Here is a 20,306-nt window from a genome sequence, read left to right as displayed (position 1 = left end):
TACGTGCATCACGGCGGTGTATCCGTGAGGGAAGTGTGTCGGCTCCCTTGCGGAACAGGACGATTTCAGTGGGACAAATTCGTCCTGTGCGAGGGCTGGTGGCTCCCGTTTCATGGATATACGCTTGCCCTGCAACTTGCATCATCAGTGAACGTCCGGGCTCTGGGGAGCCGACAGCGAATCCGCTGGGAGGCAAGGTGGCGATAGCGCCGACCGTCCGCCGGCGCCGGCTCGGGGTCGAGCTGCGGCGTCTGAGGGAGCGACTCGGTTCGACGGTCGACGAGATCGCGGCGCGGCTCGACTGGTCGGCCTCCAAACTGAGCCGGATCGAGAACGCCCGCATCGGCGTCCGCGTCTCCGACGTACGCCTGCTTCTCGAGCTGTACGGGGTGGACGAGGCTCACATGGGCGAGATCCTGGCTCTCGCCCAAGCGGCGACGCAGCAGGGGTGGTGGGGAGGCTTCCGGGACGTTCTGCCCGGGAAGTTCGGCACCTTCGTCGCGTTGGAGGACGAGGCCAGTGCCGCGCTGACCTTCGCGACCTATTCCATCCCGGGGCTTCTCCAAAACGGGGAGTACGCGCAACGTGTGCTGGAAAGCGGCCGGGCGATCGCCGTCTCCAGCCCACGCCAGGTCGCGCGTCGGCTGGAATTGCGGTTGCGCCGTCAGGAACTGCTGCTCCGGGACGCCCCCCTCTCCCTCTCCGCCGTGATGGACGAATCAGTGCTACTGAGGGTGGTGGGCGATTCCGGTGTCATGCGGCGGCAGATGCTCAGCCTGTTAGAACTGGCCGCACTCCCACATGTGCAGATCCATGTACTTCCATTAGACGTGCCAAGGGAACCAATATTCTCGGAGTCCTTCACCCTCCTTGAATTCGCTTCGGCCTATGATGTGAACTTCCCGGACGTGGTCTATGTGGACAATCTGTCGACCATGGCAGAATTGCAGGACGACGGCATCACCCATATGTACCGCATGTGCTGGGACGCGCTGAAGTCGATCTCGCTGCCGACGGACGAGTCGATGCGCCGGGTATCCCGTATGGCCGATGAATGGGCGCGCCGCTAGCCGCTCCCGGTTGCGCTGACCTGGCGGTCAAGGATGGCCGACGGGCCGCCTCCCGGTCAGTGCCATGAAGTTCCGACGGGAAATCAGAATGACGTCGGCGGGATTCGCGGAATCCCGCACCACGAGCTCGCCTCCGGGGGTGCGAGCCACTTCCACGCAGTTCGACTCGTTCATGCACGGTGAGCTCCGACGCCATATGAGCGCCTCTTCACCTGTTGATGCGGGCATGCCGGATGTCCTTCGAGGCGATGGGGGTCTGCCGGATGAACTCATCCTGCCCGACCATGTTGGAGCCGTAGTCAGGTGGATGTCCAGCATTTCTGGCAAGTTACTGACTGTCCAAGAAAGCAAGTGTCGGGAAGATTGTTGCCTAATGTCCGTTTTGGTGTACGCGAGGTCACTGGATGTCAATGCCCTGGGCTTTCGGAACGTCCCGCTTGCCGGGCCTCCTGAGCGAGCCGCACGGGGAAGAAGGAAATTCTATGCGGTGATGTCGCATATGGCGAGAATCTCGGATCCACGTCCAGAGGATTCGCGGCCCGGCTCACGTCGGTCAGGCGACCTGTTCGAAGGTGGGTTATTCGGTGCGCGGGCCTGTGTCCGCGTCGGCGTCGTCGCCCTCACGGGACCGACCGGCCCGGAACCGGTGCCAGGTCTTGGGCGGGCCGCCGCGATGGACGGGCACGACCGGGCTGGAAAGCTCGCGGATCATCGGGCAAGGCTGATCCCATGTCCGCTCTCAGGAAGAGGGTTTTGCCGGGGGTTGGTCCGGTTGTGACGGTGAGGGGCGGCGAGTTGGGCATATCACCCCGAATCGACCATTGGGGGGATCATGTACATCTCTCGTCCGGCGCCGGACGTCGTCGCGCTGACGGACGCCGTTCCGGTTCCCGGGATCGGGTTCCTGCCCGTCAACGCCTACGTCCTGTACGCCAAGGAACCGGTTCTCATCGATACGGGGCTGCGGGCGTCGACCCCGGAGTTCCTGGAAGAGGTCCGGTCCCTGGTCGAGCCGGCGGACCTGCGGTGGGTCTGCCTGACGCATCCCGGCCACGCCGAGAGCGTCCTGGAGATCCTTGAGGCCGCGCCGGACGCGCTGCTGGTGACGACGTTCCTCGGCGAGAGGCTGCTGTCGCTTGAGCGTCGGATCCCGCCCGATCGGGTGTTCCTGCTCAACCCCGGCGAATGGCTGGACGTGGGGGACCGGCGGCTGAAATCGTTCCGGCTGCCCGTCTACGACAGTCCGGCGACGACGGGCCTCTTCGATGAGCTCACCGGCACGTACTTCAGCTCCGACTGCTTCGGGGCGCCGATGACCACGGGCGATCTCGTCCAGAGCGACGACATCGGGGCGGTTCCGTCCTCCGATCTGGTCGCGGGCCAGCGGCTCTGGGCGGCGGTGGACTGCCCGGAGCTCGTCAACGTGGACCGGGACGCGTTCCTGTCCCGGCTGGCACTGCTGAGTGATCTCGACCCGCCCGTGGTTCTCGCCTCGCATCTGCCGTCGGCGCACCACAAGACCGAAACCCTGCTCGACACCCTTGCGAACGCGCAGGATGCGCCGTCGTACGCCGGCCCCGGCCAAGCAGCGTTCGAGAGGATGCTCCACGAGATGGAGCCGACGCGCGCCTGAACGGACCGGCCGCCGGCTCTGCCGTGGACCTGCGGGCACTCGCGGCGTGAGCCGTGCTGCACCGCCCCCGGATGTCCACGTGCTCGGCCTCCGCGGCCTGCGGACGTGCCGGGCTGATCACCCGGACGAGGCACTCAATCGGTACGGGATTCCCGTTCCACTACATCAACACCGCGCCGCTCGAACCCATAGTCGAGCGGTGGCTCAAGGGCGGGAGAGGATCACCGTGAGAATCAACCTGGCCAGCGTCCTCGTTGACGACCAGCACAAGGCGCTGCGGTTCTACACCGAGGTCCTCGGCTTCAAGGAGAAGACCAATGTCCCGGTAGGGGGCGAGGCCTCGGGGTGCGCTTCACCCAGGAGCCCGCGGACATGGGGCCGGTCACCACGGCCGTGCTCGACGACACCTGCGGCAACCTGATCCAGATCGCCCACCAGACCGGTTGACGCCGCCTAACCGTGGTTGATCTCGAACCACACCGCGTGGCCTTTGTCCCGATGGGCGACGCCCCACGAGGTGGTCAGGAAGGCCACGATCCGCAGGCCTCGGCCGCAGACGTCCGTCTCGTCCACCGCGGCCAGGTGCGGGACGGACGTCGCGCCGCCGTCATCGATGACCTCGACGCGGACCGCGTCTTCCGAGTGGCTCACCTCCACGCGGACCTGCCCGTCCCGCCCGGACTCGGTGTACCGCAGCGCGTTGGTCACGAGTTCGCTCAGGCAGAGCGCGGCGTCGTCCAGCGCAGGGTGTTCGCCGAGCACGTCACGCAGCCATCGCCGCGCGTGCCCGGCCGCCCGGTCCATCCCCGGCAACAGAAGCGCGTCGAACCTCAAGGTCGGCACCGTCACTACTCCACTCCTTCCGGATCACCGTGTCCGAAAAGAATGGGCTGGACGTGTCACCCCGAGCGATACGTTCGCCGGCCTCGTCCCGAGGTCCCCGGTCAGGATGTCCCCAGTCACTTTTGACTGAGTCACTTTGGCCAACCTGGGAGACATCCCGCACGGTCACACGCTGTCAGGTAATGATTACGTCATGGACGACCCGCAGCGCCCGACCATGCGAAGCCGCAAGCTCGGCGCAATGCTGCGCGAGTTGCGGGAGAGTCGCGACCTCACCCTGCAGAAGGCCGCACGCCTGCTGAACCGCACGCCGTCCTCCCTGAGCAAGCTGGAGACCGGCAAGCGCGGCATCCGCCGTCCCGCCCTGGAGCACATGCTCGACCGCTACGAACTCACCGACCCCGACCAGCGCAGGGCCCTCTACGACTTGGCTCGTCACGCCACCGAGAAGGGCTGGTGGCACCGGTACGAAGGGAGACTCTCCCCCTCGATGCTCGACTACATCTCCTTGGAAGCCGAGGCCACCTCGCTCAAGAGCTTCCAGCTTCATCTCATCCCCGGACTCCTCCAGGCCGATGAGTACGCCCGTGCCGTCATAGCGTCCGGCGTCTCCCAAGGCAAGACGCCTGACATTGATGGGCTGGCGGATATCCGGATGCGCCGCCAGCAGATCCTCTTCGAGGAGGATCCGCCCCATCTGTGGGCCATCGTGAGCGAGGCGGCGCTCCGCCAGCAGTTCGGCGGGCCCGAGGTGATGAAGGTGCAGCTCAGCCGGTTGATCGATCTCTCGGTTCTGTCGAATGTGACTCTGCAAGTGCTTCCGTTTTCGGCCGGAGCGCATCCGGGCCACAATGGTTCATTCACAACGCTGACGACGAACGAACTCTCCGTGGTTCTGGTCGAGAACCTGACCAGTGGCTGGTACCTGGAGCATGCGGACGACATCCGCCGTCACGACGTGGTCTTCGACCATCTCAGGGCCGCCGCACTGCCCCCATCCGATTCCCGATCACTGATCGAACGGCTAGTGTCCGAGTCATGACCAGTCGGCAGTTCGTCTTCTCTCCATGGCGCAAGAGCAGTCGCAGCGGTAGTGAAGGACAGTCGTGCGTCGAGGTCGTTTCGATCTGGCGCAAGAGCAGCTACAGCGGAGGCGAGGGACAGGAGTGCGTTGAGGTGACGGCGCTGAGCGGCCCCGGGGTGGGGATGCGTGACTCCAAGGATCCGGATGGCCCGATGCTCTCCATCGCTCCATCCGCGTGGGTTTCCCTTCTCGGGGGAATCAGGACGGGGTCGTTCGACCTTACGCGCTGACCCGGTGATGCTTAGTTCGGGTTGCGAATTTATTGGCTGCTCGGATGTAGCCTGGTCGCGTGGGTGAGCAGCGGGATGAGGGACAGATCGGTGTTGTGGCCGCGTTGGTGCGGGCCTCGTTCTTGGTGAATGCCGTGTACACCGAGTCGGCTCGGGAGCATGGCATCACCTCGCAGCAGGGGCAGTTGCTGTGCGTTCTGATGGCGCAGCCTTACGGCATGGGCGAGTTGGGGGCGGTGCTGGGGCTCGCCAAGTCGAGCCTCACCGGCCTGGTGGACCGCAGCGAGCGCAACGGCCTCGTCCGGCGCGAACCAGATCCGAGGGACATGCGTGCGGTGCGGGTCGTGCTGACATCGCAGGGCAGTGGGCTTGCGGAGGAGTTCTATACCGAGACCTGCCGGCGGGTCGAGAAGTTGCCGGAGGGGCTTGGCGCTGCCGAACGCGATGTGCTCGCGGGTCTCCTCGGCCGCGTCGTGCTGGACAACAAGGTTCCGGTGGTCTTCATGGAGCCGGACGAAGGGACCGCTGCCGGCAAGCACTGAGGCATCGCATCTCGCGGAGGGATTGAAGTTCGTAGTACGAACTAATATGGTTCGTACTACGAACTCTCTGGCGGGCGGTCGTCATGGCGCTGACCGCCCGGGTGTCCTCCAATGAAGGGCAGAACGATGCCGGTACAAGATGTCGTCTTCGGCTTCGGCGCGCATACGGGCGTCGGCGACGCCCCCGAGCTGCTGCGCATGGCTCAGCAGGCCGACGATGACGGCCTTGACATCTTTTCCCTGTCGGACCATCCGTACATAGGCGCGCGTCTGGACGCCTACGCCGCCATCGGCTTCATCCTCGGACGTACGCGGCACATCACCGGATTCGCCAACGTCACCAATCTGCCGACCCGGCCCGCCCCCATGCTGGCGCGGACGGTGACGTCGCTGTCGGCGCTGTCCGGCGGCCGCATCGTGCTCGGCATGGGTGCGGGCGGGCTCTGGGATCGGATCGCCGACATGGGGGTGCCGCGGCTCTCCCGGGGTGACGCCGTGGACGCGTTCGAGGAGGCGATCGTGCTGGTCAAGTCGCTGTCGGGTGGCGGCCCGCCGGTCACCCGCCGAGGCCGCCACTACAGGGTGGACGACATCGAACCCGCGCCCGTGCCCGCGCCGCCGGTGTGGACCGGGTCGGTCGGCCCCAAGTCCCTGGCCGTGACGGGCCGGGTGGCGGATGGCTGGATTCCCGGCCATGCGGCGGACTGGCTCAGTGAGCGATACCGGACGTCACGGCAGGTCATCGACGAAGCGGCGGCCGCCGCCGGACGCGATCCGCGTGAGATCCGCACGGTGTTCAACTTTCCCGGACGCATCACCGACCGCCCGCCGGCCGCGACGCGGGACCGCGCCGGCCGCTGGATCGGCGGTTCCGTCGGCGAGTGGACCGAGGAACTGACCGGGGCGGTCCTGGAGCACGGCGCGTCGGGTTTCACGCTCTTCCCGGCCGGTGGCGGTGAGCACGATGCCGTCTCCCTCGGCCGCTGGGCCCGGGAGATCGTCCCCGCCGTCCGGGAGGCGATCGCGAAAGAGAACGGCTGAGCGGGCGACCACGGCATCCCAGGCTCCGTATCCTTCGACGCGTTACCGGCTGGATTCCAAGTGCGACGCCGGGGAACGTTCTCCCAGGTGGAGACGACGCCATGGACCTCGGGCAAAGCCACCCGCTCGGCCTTCGTCCTGCCGGGCGGGTTGCGCGGACGGCTTGCCGGACTCCTCATGCTGCGCACGAACAAGCAGGACGAGATAGCGGACCTGCTCGACATCCGGGCGGGCGAGCACGTGCTGGAGGTCGGATACGGTCCGGGCGGCCTGATCCGCCGCCTCACCCGGACGCCCGCGGGACGTGTCTGCGGCGTCGATCCGTCGCCGGACATGCGTGACATGGCCGTCGAACAGGGGACGGACGCGGACCTCCGGCTGGGAACCGCCGAGAACACCGGCTTCGCCGACGCCGAGTTCGACTGTGTGGTCTCGGTCAACACCGTGGGCGTCTGGCCGAGCCTGGAGGCCGGGCTGGACGAACTGCACCGCGTCACACGTCCCGGCGGGCGCGTGGTGATCGCCTGGCATGGCGGCAGCCGCCCGTCCAGGGTCACCCGGCGCCTGACCTTGCCGGACGACCAACTGGACCGCATCCAAAACGAGATGCGCAGCCGCTTCCCGGCCGTGACCCGGCGGGAACTTTCCGAACTGACCGTCTTCACGGCCCGCCGCCCCTGAATCGGGCCGGGGCCGTCGGCAGGAGGGCGGTCTTCATGCCACCAGATCGGAGAGGAGGCCCCTCACGCGCTCTCGCCGGTAGGACGGAATCACCTGGTCCCGTTCACGCCGCGCGATGAGAACCGCGTCGAAGAAGCGAGCCGCACGCGCGACCTCGACGGCAGCGGGGTCGACGTTGCCGAGCCTCTTGTCTTGAAGCCACCGCGACACCTGTGACCAGGCCCAGAGACTCCCGCGCCTACGCTCGATCACCGGCTCGGGGAACCCGCCGCCGCCGCGTGCGCCGGACGTCCAGTGGGACACCGCCGCAGAGCTGACGCGGCCCGGTCGGCGATGTTCTCGATGTCCACGAGGTCTTCGGTCACACCGACGACGTCCAGACCGGCGGCCTCGACCTGCTCGATCGTCGACATGATCGCGACGACGGCGTCTTCCGCCTCACGGGAGAACTCGACCTCACCGCCGCGCTCGTCCCCGGCGATCAGCGCGTCGACCCCACCGCCGCCCTCCAGGATGCCGTACAGCTTGTTCGAGATGCCGGCCGGCTCCCGCTCAGGGAAGCCGCTCGTCTTGACGGTGAACCAGTAGGTGTTCATCAGGCCCCCTCATCGGCTCGGGTGATCGCCCGGCATTTGGTCAGGGGTGCGGAGGCGGGCGTAGATGTCGCCGGAGCGGCCTCGGGGGCGGATGCGGTCCAGCCGGCGCTCCAGGGTGGCCGCGTCGAGCCAGCGGGGGGCGGCGAACCTCATCGTTTCGATGGGGGAGTAGTTGTAGAGGTAGCCGCCCGCGTCCTTGCCGAGTCGCTCGACGTGGCGGAGGGCTTCCAGGGTCGCGTCGTGGGCCGACGGTATGTACTCGAACGACAGGGCGGGGAGGGGCCGGGTGAGCCCGGCGAGGACGTCGGCCTCGAAGCCCTCGACGTCGATCTTGCAGAAGGCCGGTACGCCGTGCGCGGCGATGAGGTCGTCCAAGGTGGTCACCTCGATCTCGACCGAGCTGTCCCAGCGGACGCTGGCGAAGCTGCTGTCCGCCGTGACCGACTTGATCCAGTCGGGTGACATCGAGGAGACCGTGGGCGTCGCGGTGGACACCTCCAGTTGCGCCCGCCCCGGCTTGGCTCCGGCGGCCCCGGGGACGATGGTGACGTCATGGGCGCGGCCGTAGAGGAGCCGCAGGACGCGCAGGCAGTCGGGCTGCGGCTCGACCGCGATCACACGCGCTCCGAGGTGCCGCCACACGCGCACCCGGCCGCCGACGTGCGCGCCGATGTCGAAGGCGAGATCGCCGGGCTTGAGGAACTCGCCGTAGAGGCGCGACGCGCGCCGGTGCTTACCCGGAACCCCGTAGTACATGAACAGGGATCGGGCGATCCCGTATGCGCGCAGCAGCATCCGCCGACTGTACCGCGCGCCGTTCCGGCGGACCGTGCAACAGATCCGGGTGGTGGGGCGTCCTGGGTGTGATGGGAAGGACGGCCTCTTGACCGATGACGTGACGTACGAGGAATTCGTGACGACCCGTGCGCAGGCTCTGCTCCGCTACGGCTATGTGCTCACCGGCAACGCCGACGATGCGGCGGACCTGGTGCAGGACGGGCTGGTCAGGCTTCGCGGCACCTGGGAACGGGTCGTCAACAAAGATGATCCCGAGGGGTACGTGCGCACGATCATGGCGCGTCAGCACATCAGCCTGTGGCGGCGGCGACGACGGGAGCATCTGGTCGGCAGCGTGCCGGAAGCCCGGTACGACGACCGCGGTATCGAGCGGGCCGAGCACGATCCGCGGCTGTGGGAGGCGCTGACGTCGCTGCCGCCGCGGCAGCGGGCGGTGCTCGTCCTGCGGTACTACGAGGACCTTTCGGACGAGGAGATCGCCGGGATGCTCGGCATCTCGCGCGGCACGGTCCGCAGCCAGGCGGCCCGCGCGCTCGGCAAGCTCCGCGCGGACTGGCGCCCGGCCGCCGCGTCCACGATGGGAGGGCACCATGAACGATGATCTGGACCTGGCGCTGCGCGGCATGCTCACGACCGCGGCGCGGGAGGCGCCGGAGGTGGAGCCGGACCTGCTGGAGCGGGTGGAGAGGCGGCACCGCAGGAGGCGGCGCCGCCGGACGTCGGCCGCCGCGCTGGCCGTCGCGGTGATCCTCGGCGGGACGGGCGCGGCCGGTGTGGCGGCGCGCTCCGGTGAGGAACCGCCCCCCGCCGCCACGGCCGGCGACCTGAGACCGGTGTCGCGCTCCGACCTCGGCGTGCCCGTCAAGGTGCGCGAACGGTGGCCCGACGCCGTCCGGAGCGTCCCAGGCGAACTGCCGAACGGGCGCACACTGCACCCCGCCACGCTCCTGGACGGCGGCACGCTGGTGGGGGCGACCTGGTCGTCCCTCCAACTCCCGGACCGGCTGTGGTCCTACGACCTCGACACCCGCAAGGCCACCGTGATCACCGACGTGGTGGTCCCGGAAGGCTCGAAGATCTACGCGTCCGATATCACCGTCGGGCAAGGCCAGGTCATCTGGTGGCTGTCGTACCGGGTGGACGGCCGCGACACCGTGGAGATCTGGGGGGCGCCGGTCGCCGGCGGCGCCGCACACAAGATCATCGGGATGCCGGGGGCGTCGCTGTCCACACTGCTGATCGACGGCGGCACCATCGTCTGGGGCATGGGCGACGGCGTATACGAGGCGCCGCTGTCGGGCGGGGCGCCGGAGAAGATCCCCGGCACCGGCGGTTTCGACATCGTCTCCTGGCCCTGGATCGGATCACTTGCGTCCCACGAGGACAAGGTCGGGGGCATCAGGTACCGGTCGCTGTGGAACGTCCGGACGGGGGAGCGCCGCGAGGCCGGTCTCACGCCGTTCAAGGGAGCATGGTCGTGCGGGGTGACGTGGTGCGTCGGCGACCCGGCGGCCGGTGTCACCGACCGCGGGGACATGGTGACCGCCGTGCAGCGCAGGGACGGGAAGGCCGGCAGGACGCTGCCCTTCGACGAGTTCCCGGCGCCGGCACGGGGCGTCGTCTACGGGCGGTTCGTCCCCTACTTCCCGGACGGGCACACGACGAAGAACCACGTGCTGTACGACGTCAAGACCGGCAGGCTGCTCGACACCGGGATACGGCGGTACAACGAGGTGATGGGGCAGGCGCGCAATGACCGCGACCCGCAGCATTTCTTCACGAACAAGGGCGGGACGACGCTGCTCGACCTCTCGAAGATCCGCTGAAGGTCCGGCGCGTGAGCGCCGCCGTCGCCGGCCGGCCCGCGTTCGCAGGCCGGCCGGCGACAGGCCGTGATCAGGACGGGGGCAGGCCGAGGGCGCGGGCGATCAACATGCGCTGGACCTCCGAGGTGCCCTCGCCCACTTCGAGGATCTTGGCGTCGCGGTAGAAGCGGCCGACGGCGTACTCGTTCATGAAGCCGTAGCCGCCGAAGACCTGGGTGGCGTCGCGGGCGTTGTCCATCGCGGCGTTGGACGCGACCAGCTTGGCGATCGCGGCCTCCTTCTTGAACTCCTCGCCGGCGAGGAGTTTCGCGGCCGCCGCGTAGTAGGCGAGGCGGGCGGTGTGGGCGCGCATCTCCATGTCGGCGATCTTGAACTGCATCGCCTGGTAGCGGCCGATCTCCTTGCCGAACGCCTCCCGCTCGCGGGCGTAGCGGAGGGACTCGTCCACGCAGCCCTGGGCGAGACCCACGGAGAGGGCGGCGATCGCGATGCGGCCCTCGTCCAGGATGCGGAGGAACTGGGCGTAGCCGCGGCCGCGCTCCCCGACGAGGTTCTCGGCGGGGACCCGCACGTCGTCGAAGGACAGCTCGCGGGTGTCGGACGCCGACCAGCCGACCTTGGAGTACTTGCGGCCGACCGTGAAGCCGGGCGTGCCGTTCGGGACGATGATCGTGGAGATCTCGCCGTCGCCGGTGAAGGCGGTGACGGTCACGAACGCGGTGATGTCGGTGCCGGAGTTGGTGATGAACGCCTTGGACCCGTTGATGACCCAGGTGTCGCCGTCCAGGCGGGCGGTGGTGCGCATGCCGCCGGGGACGTCGGAGCCGCCGCCCGGCTCGGTGAGACCGAAACCCGCCAGCTTCTCACCGGACGTGAGCAGCGGCAGCCACCGCTTCTTCTGCTCGGGCGAGCCGAACCGGTGGATCGGCATCGCGCCCAGGGAGACGCCGGCCTCCAGGGTGATCGCCACGGACGAGTCGACGCGGGCGAGCTCCTCCAGGGCCAGGCAGAGCGCGAAGTAGTCGCCGCCCATGCCGCCGTGCTCCTCGGGGAACGGCAGCCCGAACAGGCCCATCCTGCCCATCGCGGCGACGATCTCGTACGGGAACTCGCCGCGCTCGTACAGGTCCCCGATCACCGGGGCGACGGTCTCGCGGGCGAACCGCTCCACCGTGCGCCGCAGTTCCTCCTGCTCGTCGGTGAGCGTGAAGTCGATCATTGCTACTCCTGCCTATGGTCGCGCCTCCGGCGCTCCGGTTCGAGGGCCTGGACTACGCGGGACGGGCTGGGCCGGCCCAGGTGACCGGCCATCCACAGGCTCGTGGCGACGAGCTCGCCGAGGTCGACGCCGGTGTCGATGCCGAGGCCGTGCAGCATCCAGACGAGGTCCTCGGTGGGCAGGTTGCCGGTGGCGCTCTCGGCGTACGGGCAGCCGCCGAGGCCGCCCGCGGAGGCGTCGACGACGGTGACGCCGGCCTGGAGGGCGGCGAGGGTGTTGGCGAGGGCCTGCCCGTAGGTGTCGTGGAAGTGGACGGCGAGCCGCTCGGTGCCGATGCCCGCGGCGCCGAGCGCCTCGATGAGGGCGGTGACGTGGCCGGGCGTGCCGACGCCGATGGTGTCGCCGAGGCTGAGCTGGGAGCAGCCGAGGTCCATCATGCGGGAGGCGACGGACACGACCTGCTCGATCGGCACGTCGCCCTCCCACGGGTCGCCGCACACCATCGAGATGTAGGCGCGCACCCAGAGCCCCTCGGCGTGGGCGCGTTCGATGACGGGCGCGAACATCGCGAGCGACTCGTCCACGGTGCGGTTGAGGTTGCGGCGGGCGAACGACTCGGTGGCGCTGCCGAAGACCGCGATCTCGGTGACGCCGTTGGCGAGCGCCCGGTCGAGGCCCCGCTCGTTCGGGACGAGGACGGGGTAGCGCAGGTCGGGGGAGCGCGGCAGGACGTCGAGGAGGTCTTCGGCGTCGGCGAGCTGCGGGACCCACTTCGGGTGGACGAAGCTGGTCGTCTCGATCGTGCGCAGGCCCGCGCCGGCCAGCCGGGTCACGAACTCGGCCTTGACGTCCACGGGGACGACGGCCTTCTCGTTCTGCAGCCCGTCCCGCGGCCCGACCTCGTAGATCGTGACCCGCCCGGGGAGCCCGGAAAGCGGTACCCGCATCGTCATGCCTCCTCGATCACGGCCAGGACCGCGTCCAGCGCGACCTGCGCGCCCGCGCGGACCGGCAGTTTCGCCACGACGCCGGTGAGCGGCGCGGTGACGGTGTGCTCCATCTTCATCGCCTCGACGACCACGAGCGGCTGCCCCTCCGCCACCCGGTCGCCCTCGGCCGCCTTGACGGCGAGGACCGTACCCGGCATCGGGCTGCGCAGCACCCCGTCGCCGGCGGCGGCGGACGCGGCGCCCGCCTCGGCGCGGACGTGCTCGCTCAGCGCCCACGCGTGCCCGTCGCGGCCGAGCCACAGCGTGTGCCCGTCGCGAGCCGCCTCGAACGAGGTCGTCCTCCCAGCGTAGGTCAGCGTGAACGGCTCGCCGAGCGAGGCCGTGACCGGGGGGTCATCGCCGATGGCGACGCGGGCGGACCCGGCGCGGCCCTGGACGCGGACCTCCACCGGGTCGCCGCCGGACGGGGTGATGATCCACGGCGTCCAGGCGTGGGCGCCGGGACGCCAGCCGTCGGGGACGTCCCACGGGTCGTCGCCGGATTCGAGCGCCCGCATCCGTTCGAGCGCGGCGGCGGCGAACACCTCGGGCGGGACGGAGGTTCCGGAGACAAGGCCGTCCAGTTCGCGTTCGACGAGGCCCGTGTCGAGGTCGCCCGACACGACGGACGGGTGGCGGAGCAGCGACCGCAGGAACGCGACGTTCGTCGGGACGCCCAGCAGCGTGTACGCGGCGAGCGCGCGGTCGAGGCGGCGCAGGGCCTCGGCGCGGCCGGAGCCGTGGACGACGACCTTGGCGAGCATGGGGTCGTAGGCGCCGCCGACCTCGGTGCCGGCGTCGAGACCGGAGTCGACGCGGGCGTCGCCGGGTTCGGTCAGGGCGAGGACGCGGCCGCCGGTGGGCAGGAATCCCCGTGCGGGATCCTCGGCGTAGACGCGGGCCTCGATCGAGTGCCCGTCGAGGCGGACGTCGCCCTGGGTGAGCGGCAGCGGTTCGCCCGCCGCCACCCGGAGCTGGAGTTCGACCAGGTCGAGGCCGGTGACGAGCTCGGTGACCGGGTGCTCCACCTGGAGGCGGGTGTTCATCTCCATGAAGAAGAACTCGTCCGGGCGGTCCGCCGGGACGATGTACTCGACCGTCCCTGCGCCCACGTAGCCGACGGCCTGCGCGGCGGCGACGGCGGCGGCGCCCATCCGCTCCCGGGCGGCGGCGTCCAGCAGCGGGGACGGCGCCTCCTCGACGATCTTCTGATGCCGGCGTTGCAGGCTGCACTCGCGTTCGCCCAGGTGGACGGCGTTGCCGTGCCCGTCGGCGAAGACCTGGATCTCGATGTGCCGGGGGTTGTCGACGAACCGCTCGGCGAGCAGCGTGTCGTCGCCGAACGAACCGCGCGCCTCGCGGCGGGCGGACGCGATGGCCTCCGGCAGTTCCGCGGCGTTCCGGACGAGCCGCATGCCCTTGCCGCCGCCGCCCGCGGACGGCTTCAGCAGCACCGGCAGACCGACCTCCAGCGCGGCGGCCTTCAGCTCGGCGTCCGAGAGGCCCGGTTCATCCCTTCCGGGGACGACGGGGACACCGGCCGCCGCGACGGTCCGCTTCGCGCGGATCTTGTCGCCCATCGCCTCGATCGCCTCGGCCGGCGGGCCGATGAACACCAGCCCCGCCTCGCCGCACGCCCGCGCGAACGCCGTGTTCTCCGCGAGGAAGCCGTACCCGGGGTGGACGGCCGGCGCTCCGGAGTCGCGCGCCGCCGTGATGACGGCCTCGATGTCCAGGTACGACGGGATCAGCAGGGCCTCGTCCGCCTCCCGCACGTGGCGCGCCAGGGCGTCGGCGCCGGTGTGGACGGCCACCGAGCGGACGCCGAGCCGCCGCAGCGTGCGGAAGACGCGGACGGCGATCTCCCCGCGGTTGGCGACCAGGACGCTGTCGAACATCAACACCCTCACATCCGGAAGACGCCGTAGCCGACCGGCTCCAGCGGTGCGTTGGCCGCGACCGACAGCCCGAGCCCCAGCACGCGCCGGGTGTCGAGCGGGTCGATCACCCCGTCGTCCCACAGCCGCGCCGTCGAGTAGTACGGGTTGCCCTGGGCCTCGTACTGCTCGCGGATCGGTGACTTGAAGTCCTCCTCGTCCCGCGCGGGCCACTCCTCGCCGCGCGCCTCCATCTGGTCGCGGCGGACGGTGGCCAGGACGCTCGCGGCCTGCTCGCCGCCCATCACCGAGATCCGGGCGTTCGGCCACATCCACAGGAAGCGCGGCGAGTACGCCCGGCCGCACATCGCGTAGTTCCCGGCGCCGAACGAGCCGCCGATGACGACGGTGAACTTCGGGACGCGGGCGCAGGCGACGGCGGTGACCATCTTCGCGCCGTGCTTGGCGATGCCGCCCGCCTCGTACTCGCGCCCGACCATGAACCCGGTGATGTTCTGCAGGAACACCAGCGGGACGCTGCGCCGGTCGCACAGCTCGATGAAGTGCGCGCCCTTCTGCGCCGACTCGCCGAACAGGATGCCGTTGTTGGCGACGATCCCGACCGGATGCCCGTGGACGCGGGCGAAGCCGGTGACGAGCGTGGGCCCGTACTCCTTCTTGAACTCCTGGAAGCGGCTGCCGTCCACGATCCGGGCGATGACCTCGCGCACGTCGTAGGGGGTGCGCGGGTCGGGCGGGACGACCCCGTACAGCTCGGCCGGGTCGACGGCGGGCTCCTCGGGCGCGGTGACGTCCCACGGTCGCGGCTCGCGCGGGCCGAGCGTCGCGACGATGTCGCGGACGGTCCGCAGCGCGTGCGCGTCGTCCTCGGCGAGATGGTCGGTGACGCCGGACGTGCGGGAGTGCAGCTCGCCGCCGCCCAGTTCCTCGGCCGTGACGACCTCGCCGGTGGCGGCCTTCACCAGCGGCGGCCCGCCCAGGAAGATCGTCCCCTGGTTCCGGACGATGACGGCCTCGTCGCTCATCGCCGGGACGTACGCGCCGCCCGCCGTGCACGAGCCCATCACCGCCGCGATCTGCGGGATCCCCAGGCCCGACATCGTCGCCTGGTTGTAGAAGATGCGGCCGAAGTGCTCGCGGTCGGGGAACACCTCGTCCTGCCGGGGCAGGAACGCGCCGCCGGAGTCGACCAGGTACACGCAGGGGAGGCGGTTGTGCAGCGCCACCTCCTGGGCGCGCAGATGCTTCTTCACCGTGACGGGGTAGTAGGTGCCGCCCTTGACGGTGGCGTCGTTGGCGACGACGACGCACTCGCGGCCGGAGATGCGCCCGACCCCGGTGATGATCCCGGCGCCGGGGGCCTCGTCCCCGTACATCCCGGTCGCGGCCAGCGGCGACAGCTCCAGGAAGGGCGAGCCGGGGTCGAGGAGCGTGTCGACCCGGTCGCGGGGGAGCAGCTTGCCGCGCGCGACATGGCGCTCGCGGGCCCGCTCGGAACCACCGCGCCCGGCGCGGTCGACATGGTCGCGCAGCTCCGCGACGAGGGCCTCGTTGTGCGCGGCGCTCGCCTTGAACCCCTCGCTCGCCACGTCGGCGCCGGAGCCGATCCCGGGTCCGCTCATGACCCCCCTTCCCGGTTAACGATCGTTAACAATGCCGATGTTAATCGTCATTAACAACTCTAGTCTAGACTGGCCGCCATGACGTCCCAACCCGCCGAGGCGGCCCCCGGGCCCGATTCCCCGGCAGGCCCGCCCAACCCGCGCCGGGCCGAGATCCTCGGCGCCGCGGCCGAGCTGTTCGCCCGCCGCGGCTACCACGGGACGTCCATCGGCGACCTCGGACGGGCCGTCGGGCTCACCGGCCCCGCCCTGTACCGGCACTTCAGCGGCAAAGAGGCCGTCCTCGCCGAGATGCTCCTCGACATCAGCGAACGCCTGCTCGCCGAAGGCGTCCGCCGCGCCGCGGGCCCCGACCCGGGCCGCGCCCTCGATGCGCTGCTGCGCTGGCACATCGCGTTCGCCCTCGACAACCCCGCGCTGATCACCGTCCACGAACGGGAACTCGACAACGTCCCCGAGCCGGGGCGCCACCGCATCCGCCGGCTCCAGCGCGCCTACGTGGAGGAATGGGTCGCCGTCCTGCGCCGCCTGAGCCCCGGCCTGCCGGACGACCGGACCCGCGCGGCCGTCCACGCGTGCTTCGGCCTCCTCAACTCGACGCCGCACAGCGCCACCGGCCTCGGCCGCGACGCGATGGGCGACCTCCTGCACACCATGGCCCGCGCCGCCCTCGACGCCGCCGCCCGGCCCGAAGGCGCCGCCTAGCAGGACGCCGCGCGGCCGTCCAGGGAGTCCTCGACGGCCCCGGCGAACGTCTCGGCGTCCGTCCCGGCCCGGTCGAAGATCTTCTGGACGCAGCCGCGGAACGTGCTGGAGAACGTGCTGTAGTGCGGCGTCACCGGGCGGGGCTCGGCGCGGCCGAGCGCGGTCACCACGGCACGTCCCAGCTGGGTGAGCTCCTCGCGGCCGGGCAGCTCGGCCTCACCGGGGCCCGGCGTCTCCCCGGTGAGGGACGAGCACGTCCGCACCCGCACATCGGCGGGGGAGTCGCGCTCCGGCGCCAGCCCGAGCGCCGAGTACCGCCCGGGCGCGAAGCCGCCGCACGAGAACAGCAGGCGCTGGCTCCGCGTCCCGCTCAGGAACTCCACGAGATCGGCGGCCGCCCCGGGACTGGGGGAGTGCGCGGACACCGCGAGGTTCTGCCCGCCGAGGACGGTGCGGCCGGGCAGCGCCGCCACCCCGAACCGCAGCCGGTCGCCGTCCCGCATCCGCGGCTCCGACGCGAGCGCCGAGAAGACGTAGGGCCAGTTGCGCATCAGCCGGGTCCCGGACGCGAACGCCTCGATGCTCTCCCGCTCCCCGTACCGCCGCGACGCGGCCAGCGAGTCCCGCACGTGCGGGGCGAGCCGGGTGAGCGCCGGATACACCTCGTCACGCAGTTCCGCCGTGCTCGGAGGATCCTCACCGGTGAGCAGGCCGGCGCCGCCGTCGTTCCACACCGCCTCCAGCGCGTTGACGGTCAGGCCCTCGTAGTCGGACAGCTGCACCGCGACGCCGGAGACCAGCAGCCCCGGCCACGCCTCCGGCGGCGCCACGCCCTCGTGGTGGTAGAGGAGACCGACGTCCACGTTGAACGGGACGGCGTACTGCTCGCCCTCCCATTCGCCCGTCCGCAGCGCAGCCGGGAAGAAGTCGCCCCGCCCGTCGACGCCTTCGAGGGGACGCAGGTAGCCGGCGTCGGCGAACTGCGCCGTCCACGTATTGTCCATGATGAGGACGTCGTAGGCGCAGCCTCCCGACTCCACGACGGCCTTGATCTGGCTGTGCTGCAGATCGGTGGACTCCGACACCTCCACGAGCGTGGCGTGCGGGTGCGGGCGGCCGTCCGCGTACTGTCCCTCGTTCCACTGCCGGATCAGCGCCCGGCGCTGGTTCTTCAGGCTGACGTCCGTGCCGCCGACGACGAACAGCTCCTTGCGCTCGCAGTCGGCCGTCATCGACGGATACGAGGAGTCCGGCCACAGCACCACGATGCCCAGCCAGGCGAGCAGGACCAGTGCCGCGCCGCACAGGGCGCCGATCCACGCCGCCCGGCCGCCCGGCGGTGACCGCCGCCGCCCTCCAGTGCGCATCGGGTTCTCCGTCATCTCAGGTCCGACAGCAGTTCGGCGGCCTGCTCCGCTTCGGGAGCGCCGGTCAGCGTCACGCAGTCCGCGCCGTCCCCGGGGGCGAGCGCGTCCACGATCTCCTCGACGGGCGAGGACCCGCAGGTCGCCGGTCCCGTCAGCACGACGGTCAGCCGCAGGTCGGGATGCCGATCGCGGAACTCACCCGACAGCCACCCGGCCCGTGCGGCGAGGCGGGGATTGGTCGCGGGGCTCTGCCCGTCGGTGACGAGGATGAGGTTCGGACGGCCCGGCCCGAGGTCGGCCGCGGCGATCGCGTCGGCGAGCGGGCGGTCGGCCCCGCCGGACGCGACCGCCTGCAGACGGCTCGTGACCGCGTTCTTGTGGTCGGGGGACGCCGCGTCCTGGGGCACGTTCCCGAACGTGCCGGGCTCGCCCGGCGAAGCCGTCGACGACGACACCTGAAGGCCGGCGCGGTCGTTGCTCTGCAGCTGCGACACGAGGCTCCGCAGGAACGACGCGCCGCGGGCGAGGCGCGCACCGCCGCGCGCCCGGGCCGCACCGCCCATCGACCCGGACACGTCCAACATCAGCGACACCGAGATCCTCGGACGTGCGGCCCCGATGCGGTCGAGCGTCTTCTGCACGTCCTCCGGCGGCGTCAATCCGACGTTCGCCGGCATCACGCGGTTGCCCACCATGCCCTGGAGCCGCGACAGGTAGAAATGGCGGGTGTCGCCCTCGCGTCCGGGAGGGACGACTCCGCGGTCGTCCCGGAAGCCCTGCAGGGTGAGGGGATGGCCGTCCAGCCAGCGGCGGAACGCGGTGACGGCCGCGTCCCGCTCCCTGGTGTCCTGCCCGCGCCACCGCACCTGGATGAACGGGTGGTCGAGCGTCGGCAGGTCCGTCGCGTAGTAGGGGTGCAGGCGCCATCGCGCGTGCGGGGCGGCGCCGGGGTCGACGGCGCCGCAGCGGTCGCCGAGCGGCCGTCCCGTGTCGTAGTCGTGCAGCACCTGCTCGGGGACGGCGACCGCGATGTCGTCCGGGGGACGGGAGTCCCGCTCGGCGGCGCGTTCACGGAACCGGCACAGCAGCGACACCGCGTCCGGCGCGACCAGGTCGGCGGGCTCGGCGAACCGCTCGTCCTCCGCGTCGCCGCCGGGCCGCGCGTCGTACAGGGCGGGCGTGACGGCCAGCGCCGCCGACGACGTCTCCGGGACGGGACGGGCGATCGCGCGCAGCCGGACGCCCGCGTCCTCGACGCGGTTCAGCAGGTCGGCCGTGCTCGGTGCGATCGGCGCCGCGATCGGGTCGGCGACGGACTCGTGGGCGTCGGTGAACAGCGCCAGCACCAGCGGAGACGACGCGAGCGAACCGCGGTGCCGGAACCTCGGGTCGCCCGTGCCGTCCGCGCCCGCCGCCGCGCCGCCCGCCCGCCCGGCCGGGGCGGCGTCACCGGGGTCCTTCGGGATGAAGTCGTACTCCGCCGTCGACGCCGGGATCCAGATGTCGGGCTGCGGGCCGAACAGCTCCTCGCCGTCCGCGCGGCGCGCGTCGGCGGGTTCGCTGCGCCGCCACAGAAGCCTGAACCCGTCGTACAGCGTGACGGGCCCCGCCTGCGGGACGACCGTGACGCCGTACTGGCTGCAGCCGCGGTCCTCGCTGTCGTTCTCGAACTCGGCCGCCGCGGCGCGCAGCGGCGTGAGCGTCTCGGGGGTCGTCAGGACCCTCAGTTCCAGCGGCTGCTCACACGGGCCGGTGCGCTCCGCCAGCCACTGGACGCCGCTGCCCGCGAGCAGGACCAGCGCCATGAGCGAGGCTCCGGCGGCGCCCCCCGCGGCGGCCGCCACACCCTTCCTCGGCAGGCTCCCGGAGATCCGCCTCACCGCGCCGATCACCGGCGGCCGGGTGACGAGCCAGGCCAGCAGGACGATGGCCAGCAGCGTCACGGCGGCCGTGACCAGCGTCCTCAACCATGCGAACGCGTAGACGTACTTCATCGCCACGGTGACGATGACGCCGGACGACACGCCGGGGATGAGCGCCAGCGGCCAGGGCGCCGCCCCCTTCCCTCCGCCGCTTCCCCCGCCGCCGGAATCAGTCATGCAGGTCCCATCGCCGCGTCGCTCCCGGCCAGCCGGCTCCCCGGAATCCGGGCCCCCATGATA

21 protein-coding genes and 1 pseudogene are annotated in these 20,306 nt (G+C 70.7%); 11 read left to right on the top strand and 11 right to left on the bottom strand.

What is annotated here, in order from left to right:
- Positions 1-197 precede the first annotated feature (197 nt).
- Positions 198-1,070: a helix-turn-helix domain-containing protein gene (locus ACGFIS_RS06605; protein ID WP_392913107.1), complete on the top strand. Its 873-nt coding sequence runs from the start codon at positions 198-200 to the stop codon at positions 1,068-1,070.
- A gap of 27 nt (positions 1,071-1,097) precedes the next feature.
- Here the strand turns inward: ACGFIS_RS06605 and ACGFIS_RS06600 are convergent, their stop codons facing one another.
- Positions 1,098-1,298 (bottom strand): DUF397 domain-containing protein, encoded by a 201-nt coding sequence (locus ACGFIS_RS06600; protein WP_392913106.1) that lies wholly within the window; start codon positions 1,296-1,298, stop codon positions 1,098-1,100.
- Between the two features lie 349 nt (positions 1,299-1,647).
- The gene (locus ACGFIS_RS06595; protein WP_392913105.1) at positions 1,648-1,782 is read right to left on the bottom strand and encodes a hypothetical protein; all 135 of its coding nucleotides are present in this window, start codon (positions 1,780-1,782) and stop codon (positions 1,648-1,650) included.
- A 120-nt stretch (positions 1,783-1,902) separates the two neighbouring features.
- On the opposite strand from ACGFIS_RS06595, the gene ACGFIS_RS06590 reads away from it, so the two are divergent.
- Positions 1,903-2,703 carry an MBL fold metallo-hydrolase gene (locus ACGFIS_RS06590; protein WP_392969870.1) on the top strand — a complete coding sequence of 267 codons (801 nt, stop codon included), beginning with the start codon at positions 1,903-1,905 and terminating at the stop codon, positions 2,701-2,703.
- A gap of 226 nt (positions 2,704-2,929) precedes the next feature.
- Positions 2,930-3,150, top strand: a pseudogene (locus ACGFIS_RS06585) (VOC family protein).
- Between the two features lie 6 nt (positions 3,151-3,156).
- Here ACGFIS_RS06585 and ACGFIS_RS06580 read toward each other — a convergent pair.
- Positions 3,157-3,552, bottom strand: coding sequence for an ATP-binding protein (locus ACGFIS_RS06580; protein ID WP_392913103.1), 396 nt, complete (start codon positions 3,550-3,552; stop codon positions 3,157-3,159).
- A 187-nt stretch (positions 3,553-3,739) separates the two neighbouring features.
- Between ACGFIS_RS06580 and ACGFIS_RS06575 the strand changes: the two genes are divergently transcribed.
- The 5 genes from ACGFIS_RS06575 (at position 3,740) to ACGFIS_RS06555 (ending at position 7,124) form a co-directional block, all read left to right on the top strand.
- On the top strand, positions 3,740-4,588 hold the full coding sequence (locus tag ACGFIS_RS06575) for a helix-turn-helix domain-containing protein (protein WP_392969867.1): 849 nt from the start codon (positions 3,740-3,742) through the stop codon (positions 4,586-4,588).
- Positions 4,585-4,860: a DUF397 domain-containing protein gene (locus tag ACGFIS_RS06570; protein ID WP_392969864.1), complete on the top strand. Its 276-nt coding sequence runs from the start codon at positions 4,585-4,587 to the stop codon at positions 4,858-4,860. The genes ACGFIS_RS06575 and ACGFIS_RS06570 overlap by 4 nt, the downstream gene beginning before the upstream one ends.
- A 59-nt stretch (positions 4,861-4,919) precedes the next feature.
- Positions 4,920-5,402 (top strand): MarR family winged helix-turn-helix transcriptional regulator, encoded by a 483-nt coding sequence (locus ACGFIS_RS06565; protein WP_392913100.1) that lies wholly within the window; start codon positions 4,920-4,922, stop codon positions 5,400-5,402.
- A gap of 126 nt (positions 5,403-5,528) precedes the next feature.
- Positions 5,529-6,443: an LLM class flavin-dependent oxidoreductase gene (locus ACGFIS_RS06560; RefSeq protein ID WP_392913099.1), complete on the top strand. Its 915-nt coding sequence runs from the start codon at positions 5,529-5,531 to the stop codon at positions 6,441-6,443.
- An 87-nt stretch (positions 6,444-6,530) separates the two neighbouring features.
- Entirely contained in the window at positions 6,531-7,124 is a 594-nt protein-coding gene (locus tag ACGFIS_RS06555; RefSeq protein WP_392913098.1) for a class I SAM-dependent methyltransferase, read from the top strand.
- A gap of 248 nt (positions 7,125-7,372) precedes the next feature.
- Here ACGFIS_RS06555 and ACGFIS_RS06550 read toward each other — a convergent pair whose 3' ends face one another.
- Complete coding sequence (locus tag ACGFIS_RS06550; RefSeq protein WP_392913097.1) at positions 7,373-7,720, bottom strand: hypothetical protein; 348 nt, start codon at positions 7,718-7,720, stop codon at positions 7,373-7,375.
- A gap of 9 nt (positions 7,721-7,729) precedes the next feature.
- Positions 7,730-8,515, bottom strand: a complete 786-nt coding sequence (locus ACGFIS_RS06545; protein WP_392913096.1) for an FkbM family methyltransferase — start codon at positions 8,513-8,515, stop codon at positions 7,730-7,732.
- 88 nt (positions 8,516-8,603) lie between these two features.
- On the opposite strand from ACGFIS_RS06545, the gene ACGFIS_RS06540 reads away from it, so the two are divergent.
- Together ACGFIS_RS06540 and ACGFIS_RS06535 are read left to right on the top strand one after the other, a co-directional pair.
- Positions 8,604-9,119: a SigE family RNA polymerase sigma factor gene (locus ACGFIS_RS06540; protein ID WP_392913095.1), complete on the top strand. Its 516-nt coding sequence runs from the start codon at positions 8,604-8,606 to the stop codon at positions 9,117-9,119.
- Positions 9,109-10,344, top strand: coding sequence for a hypothetical protein (locus ACGFIS_RS06535; protein ID WP_392913094.1), 1,236 nt, complete (start codon positions 9,109-9,111; stop codon positions 10,342-10,344). Before ACGFIS_RS06540 ends, ACGFIS_RS06535 begins: the two co-directional genes overlap by 11 nt.
- Before the next feature lie 70 nt (positions 10,345-10,414).
- Here the strand turns inward: ACGFIS_RS06535 and ACGFIS_RS06530 are convergent, their stop codons facing one another.
- The 4 genes from ACGFIS_RS06530 to ACGFIS_RS06515 are packed head-to-tail and all read right to left on the bottom strand — an operon-like array spanning position 10,415 to position 16,072.
- The gene (locus ACGFIS_RS06530) at positions 10,415-11,563 is read right to left on the bottom strand and encodes an acyl-CoA dehydrogenase family protein (protein WP_392913093.1); all 1,149 of its coding nucleotides are present in this window, start codon (positions 11,561-11,563) and stop codon (positions 10,415-10,417) included.
- Positions 11,564-11,565: 2 nt separating this feature from the next.
- Positions 11,566-12,510, bottom strand: coding sequence for a hydroxymethylglutaryl-CoA lyase (locus ACGFIS_RS06525; RefSeq protein WP_392913092.1), 945 nt, complete (start codon positions 12,508-12,510; stop codon positions 11,566-11,568).
- Between the two features lie 2 nt (positions 12,511-12,512).
- A complete protein-coding gene (locus ACGFIS_RS06520) occupies positions 12,513-14,450 on the bottom strand; it encodes an acetyl/propionyl/methylcrotonyl-CoA carboxylase subunit alpha (RefSeq protein ID WP_392913091.1) in 1,938 nt (645 codons plus the stop codon).
- Positions 14,451-14,458: 8 nt separating this feature from the next.
- Positions 14,459-16,072: a carboxyl transferase domain-containing protein gene (locus ACGFIS_RS06515; RefSeq protein WP_392913090.1), complete on the bottom strand. Its 1,614-nt coding sequence runs from the start codon at positions 16,070-16,072 to the stop codon at positions 14,459-14,461.
- A 78-nt stretch (positions 16,073-16,150) separates the two neighbouring features.
- Here ACGFIS_RS06515 and ACGFIS_RS06510 point away from each other — a divergent pair, with 78 nt between their 5' ends.
- Complete coding sequence (locus ACGFIS_RS06510; RefSeq protein WP_392913089.1) at positions 16,151-16,777, top strand: TetR/AcrR family transcriptional regulator; 627 nt, start codon at positions 16,151-16,153, stop codon at positions 16,775-16,777.
- Here ACGFIS_RS06510 and ACGFIS_RS06505 read toward each other — a convergent pair.
- Together ACGFIS_RS06505 and ACGFIS_RS06500 are read right to left on the bottom strand one after the other, a co-directional pair.
- Complete coding sequence (locus tag ACGFIS_RS06505) at positions 16,774-18,144, bottom strand: extracellular solute-binding protein (RefSeq protein ID WP_392913088.1); 1,371 nt, start codon at positions 18,142-18,144, stop codon at positions 16,774-16,776. The genes ACGFIS_RS06510 and ACGFIS_RS06505 overlap by 4 nt on opposite strands.
- 11 nt (positions 18,145-18,155) lie before the next feature.
- Positions 18,156-20,243, bottom strand: coding sequence for a hypothetical protein (locus ACGFIS_RS06500; protein ID WP_392913086.1), 2,088 nt, complete (start codon positions 20,241-20,243; stop codon positions 18,156-18,158).
- Positions 20,244-20,306: the final 63 nt, after the last annotated feature.

Origin of the sequence: Spirillospora sp. NPDC048824 (assembly GCF_043198455.1) — a bacterium.
Classification (GTDB): Bacteria; Actinomycetota; Actinomycetes; order Streptosporangiales; family Streptosporangiaceae; genus Spirillospora.
Note: the sequence above shows the minus strand (reverse complement) of the source record. Positions and strands in the feature narration are given on the sequence as shown.

Coding starts and splice junctions, on each gene's coding strand:
- ACGFIS_RS06560 (WP_392913099.1), top strand. CDS start 5,529: ATGCCGGTACAAGATGTCGTCTTCGGCTTCGGCGCGCATACGGGCGTC.
- ACGFIS_RS06590 (WP_392969870.1), top strand. CDS start 1,903: ATGTACATCTCTCGTCCGGCGCCGGACGTCGTCGCGCTGACGGACGCC.
- ACGFIS_RS06595 (WP_392913105.1), bottom strand. CDS start 1,782: ATGATCCGCGAGCTTTCCAGCCCGGTCGTGCCCGTCCATCGCGGCGGC.
- ACGFIS_RS06505 (WP_392913088.1), bottom strand. CDS start 18,144: ATGCGCACTGGAGGGCGGCGGCGGTCACCGCCGGGCGGCCGGGCGGCG.
- ACGFIS_RS06530 (WP_392913093.1), bottom strand. CDS start 11,563: ATGATCGACTTCACGCTCACCGACGAGCAGGAGGAACTGCGGCGCACG.
- ACGFIS_RS06500 (WP_392913086.1), bottom strand. CDS start 20,243: ATGACTGATTCCGGCGGCGGGGGAAGCGGCGGAGGGAAGGGGGCGGCG.
- ACGFIS_RS06545 (WP_392913096.1), bottom strand. CDS start 8,515: ATGCTGCTGCGCGCATACGGGATCGCCCGATCCCTGTTCATGTACTAC.
- ACGFIS_RS06520 (WP_392913091.1), bottom strand. CDS start 14,450: ATGTTCGACAGCGTCCTGGTCGCCAACCGCGGGGAGATCGCCGTCCGC.
- ACGFIS_RS06510 (WP_392913089.1), top strand. CDS start 16,151: ATGACGTCCCAACCCGCCGAGGCGGCCCCCGGGCCCGATTCCCCGGCA.
- ACGFIS_RS06535 (WP_392913094.1), top strand. CDS start 9,109: ATGAACGATGATCTGGACCTGGCGCTGCGCGGCATGCTCACGACCGCG.
- ACGFIS_RS06515 (WP_392913090.1), bottom strand. CDS start 16,072: ATGAGCGGACCCGGGATCGGCTCCGGCGCCGACGTGGCGAGCGAGGGG.
- ACGFIS_RS06575 (WP_392969867.1), top strand. CDS start 3,740: ATGGACGACCCGCAGCGCCCGACCATGCGAAGCCGCAAGCTCGGCGCA.
- ACGFIS_RS06550 (WP_392913097.1), bottom strand. CDS start 7,720: ATGAACACCTACTGGTTCACCGTCAAGACGAGCGGCTTCCCTGAGCGG.
- ACGFIS_RS06525 (WP_392913092.1), bottom strand. CDS start 12,510: ATGCGGGTACCGCTTTCCGGGCTCCCCGGGCGGGTCACGATCTACGAG.
- ACGFIS_RS06570 (WP_392969864.1), top strand. CDS start 4,585: ATGACCAGTCGGCAGTTCGTCTTCTCTCCATGGCGCAAGAGCAGTCGC.
- ACGFIS_RS06600 (WP_392913106.1), bottom strand. CDS start 1,298: ATGCCCGCATCAACAGGTGAAGAGGCGCTCATATGGCGTCGGAGCTCA.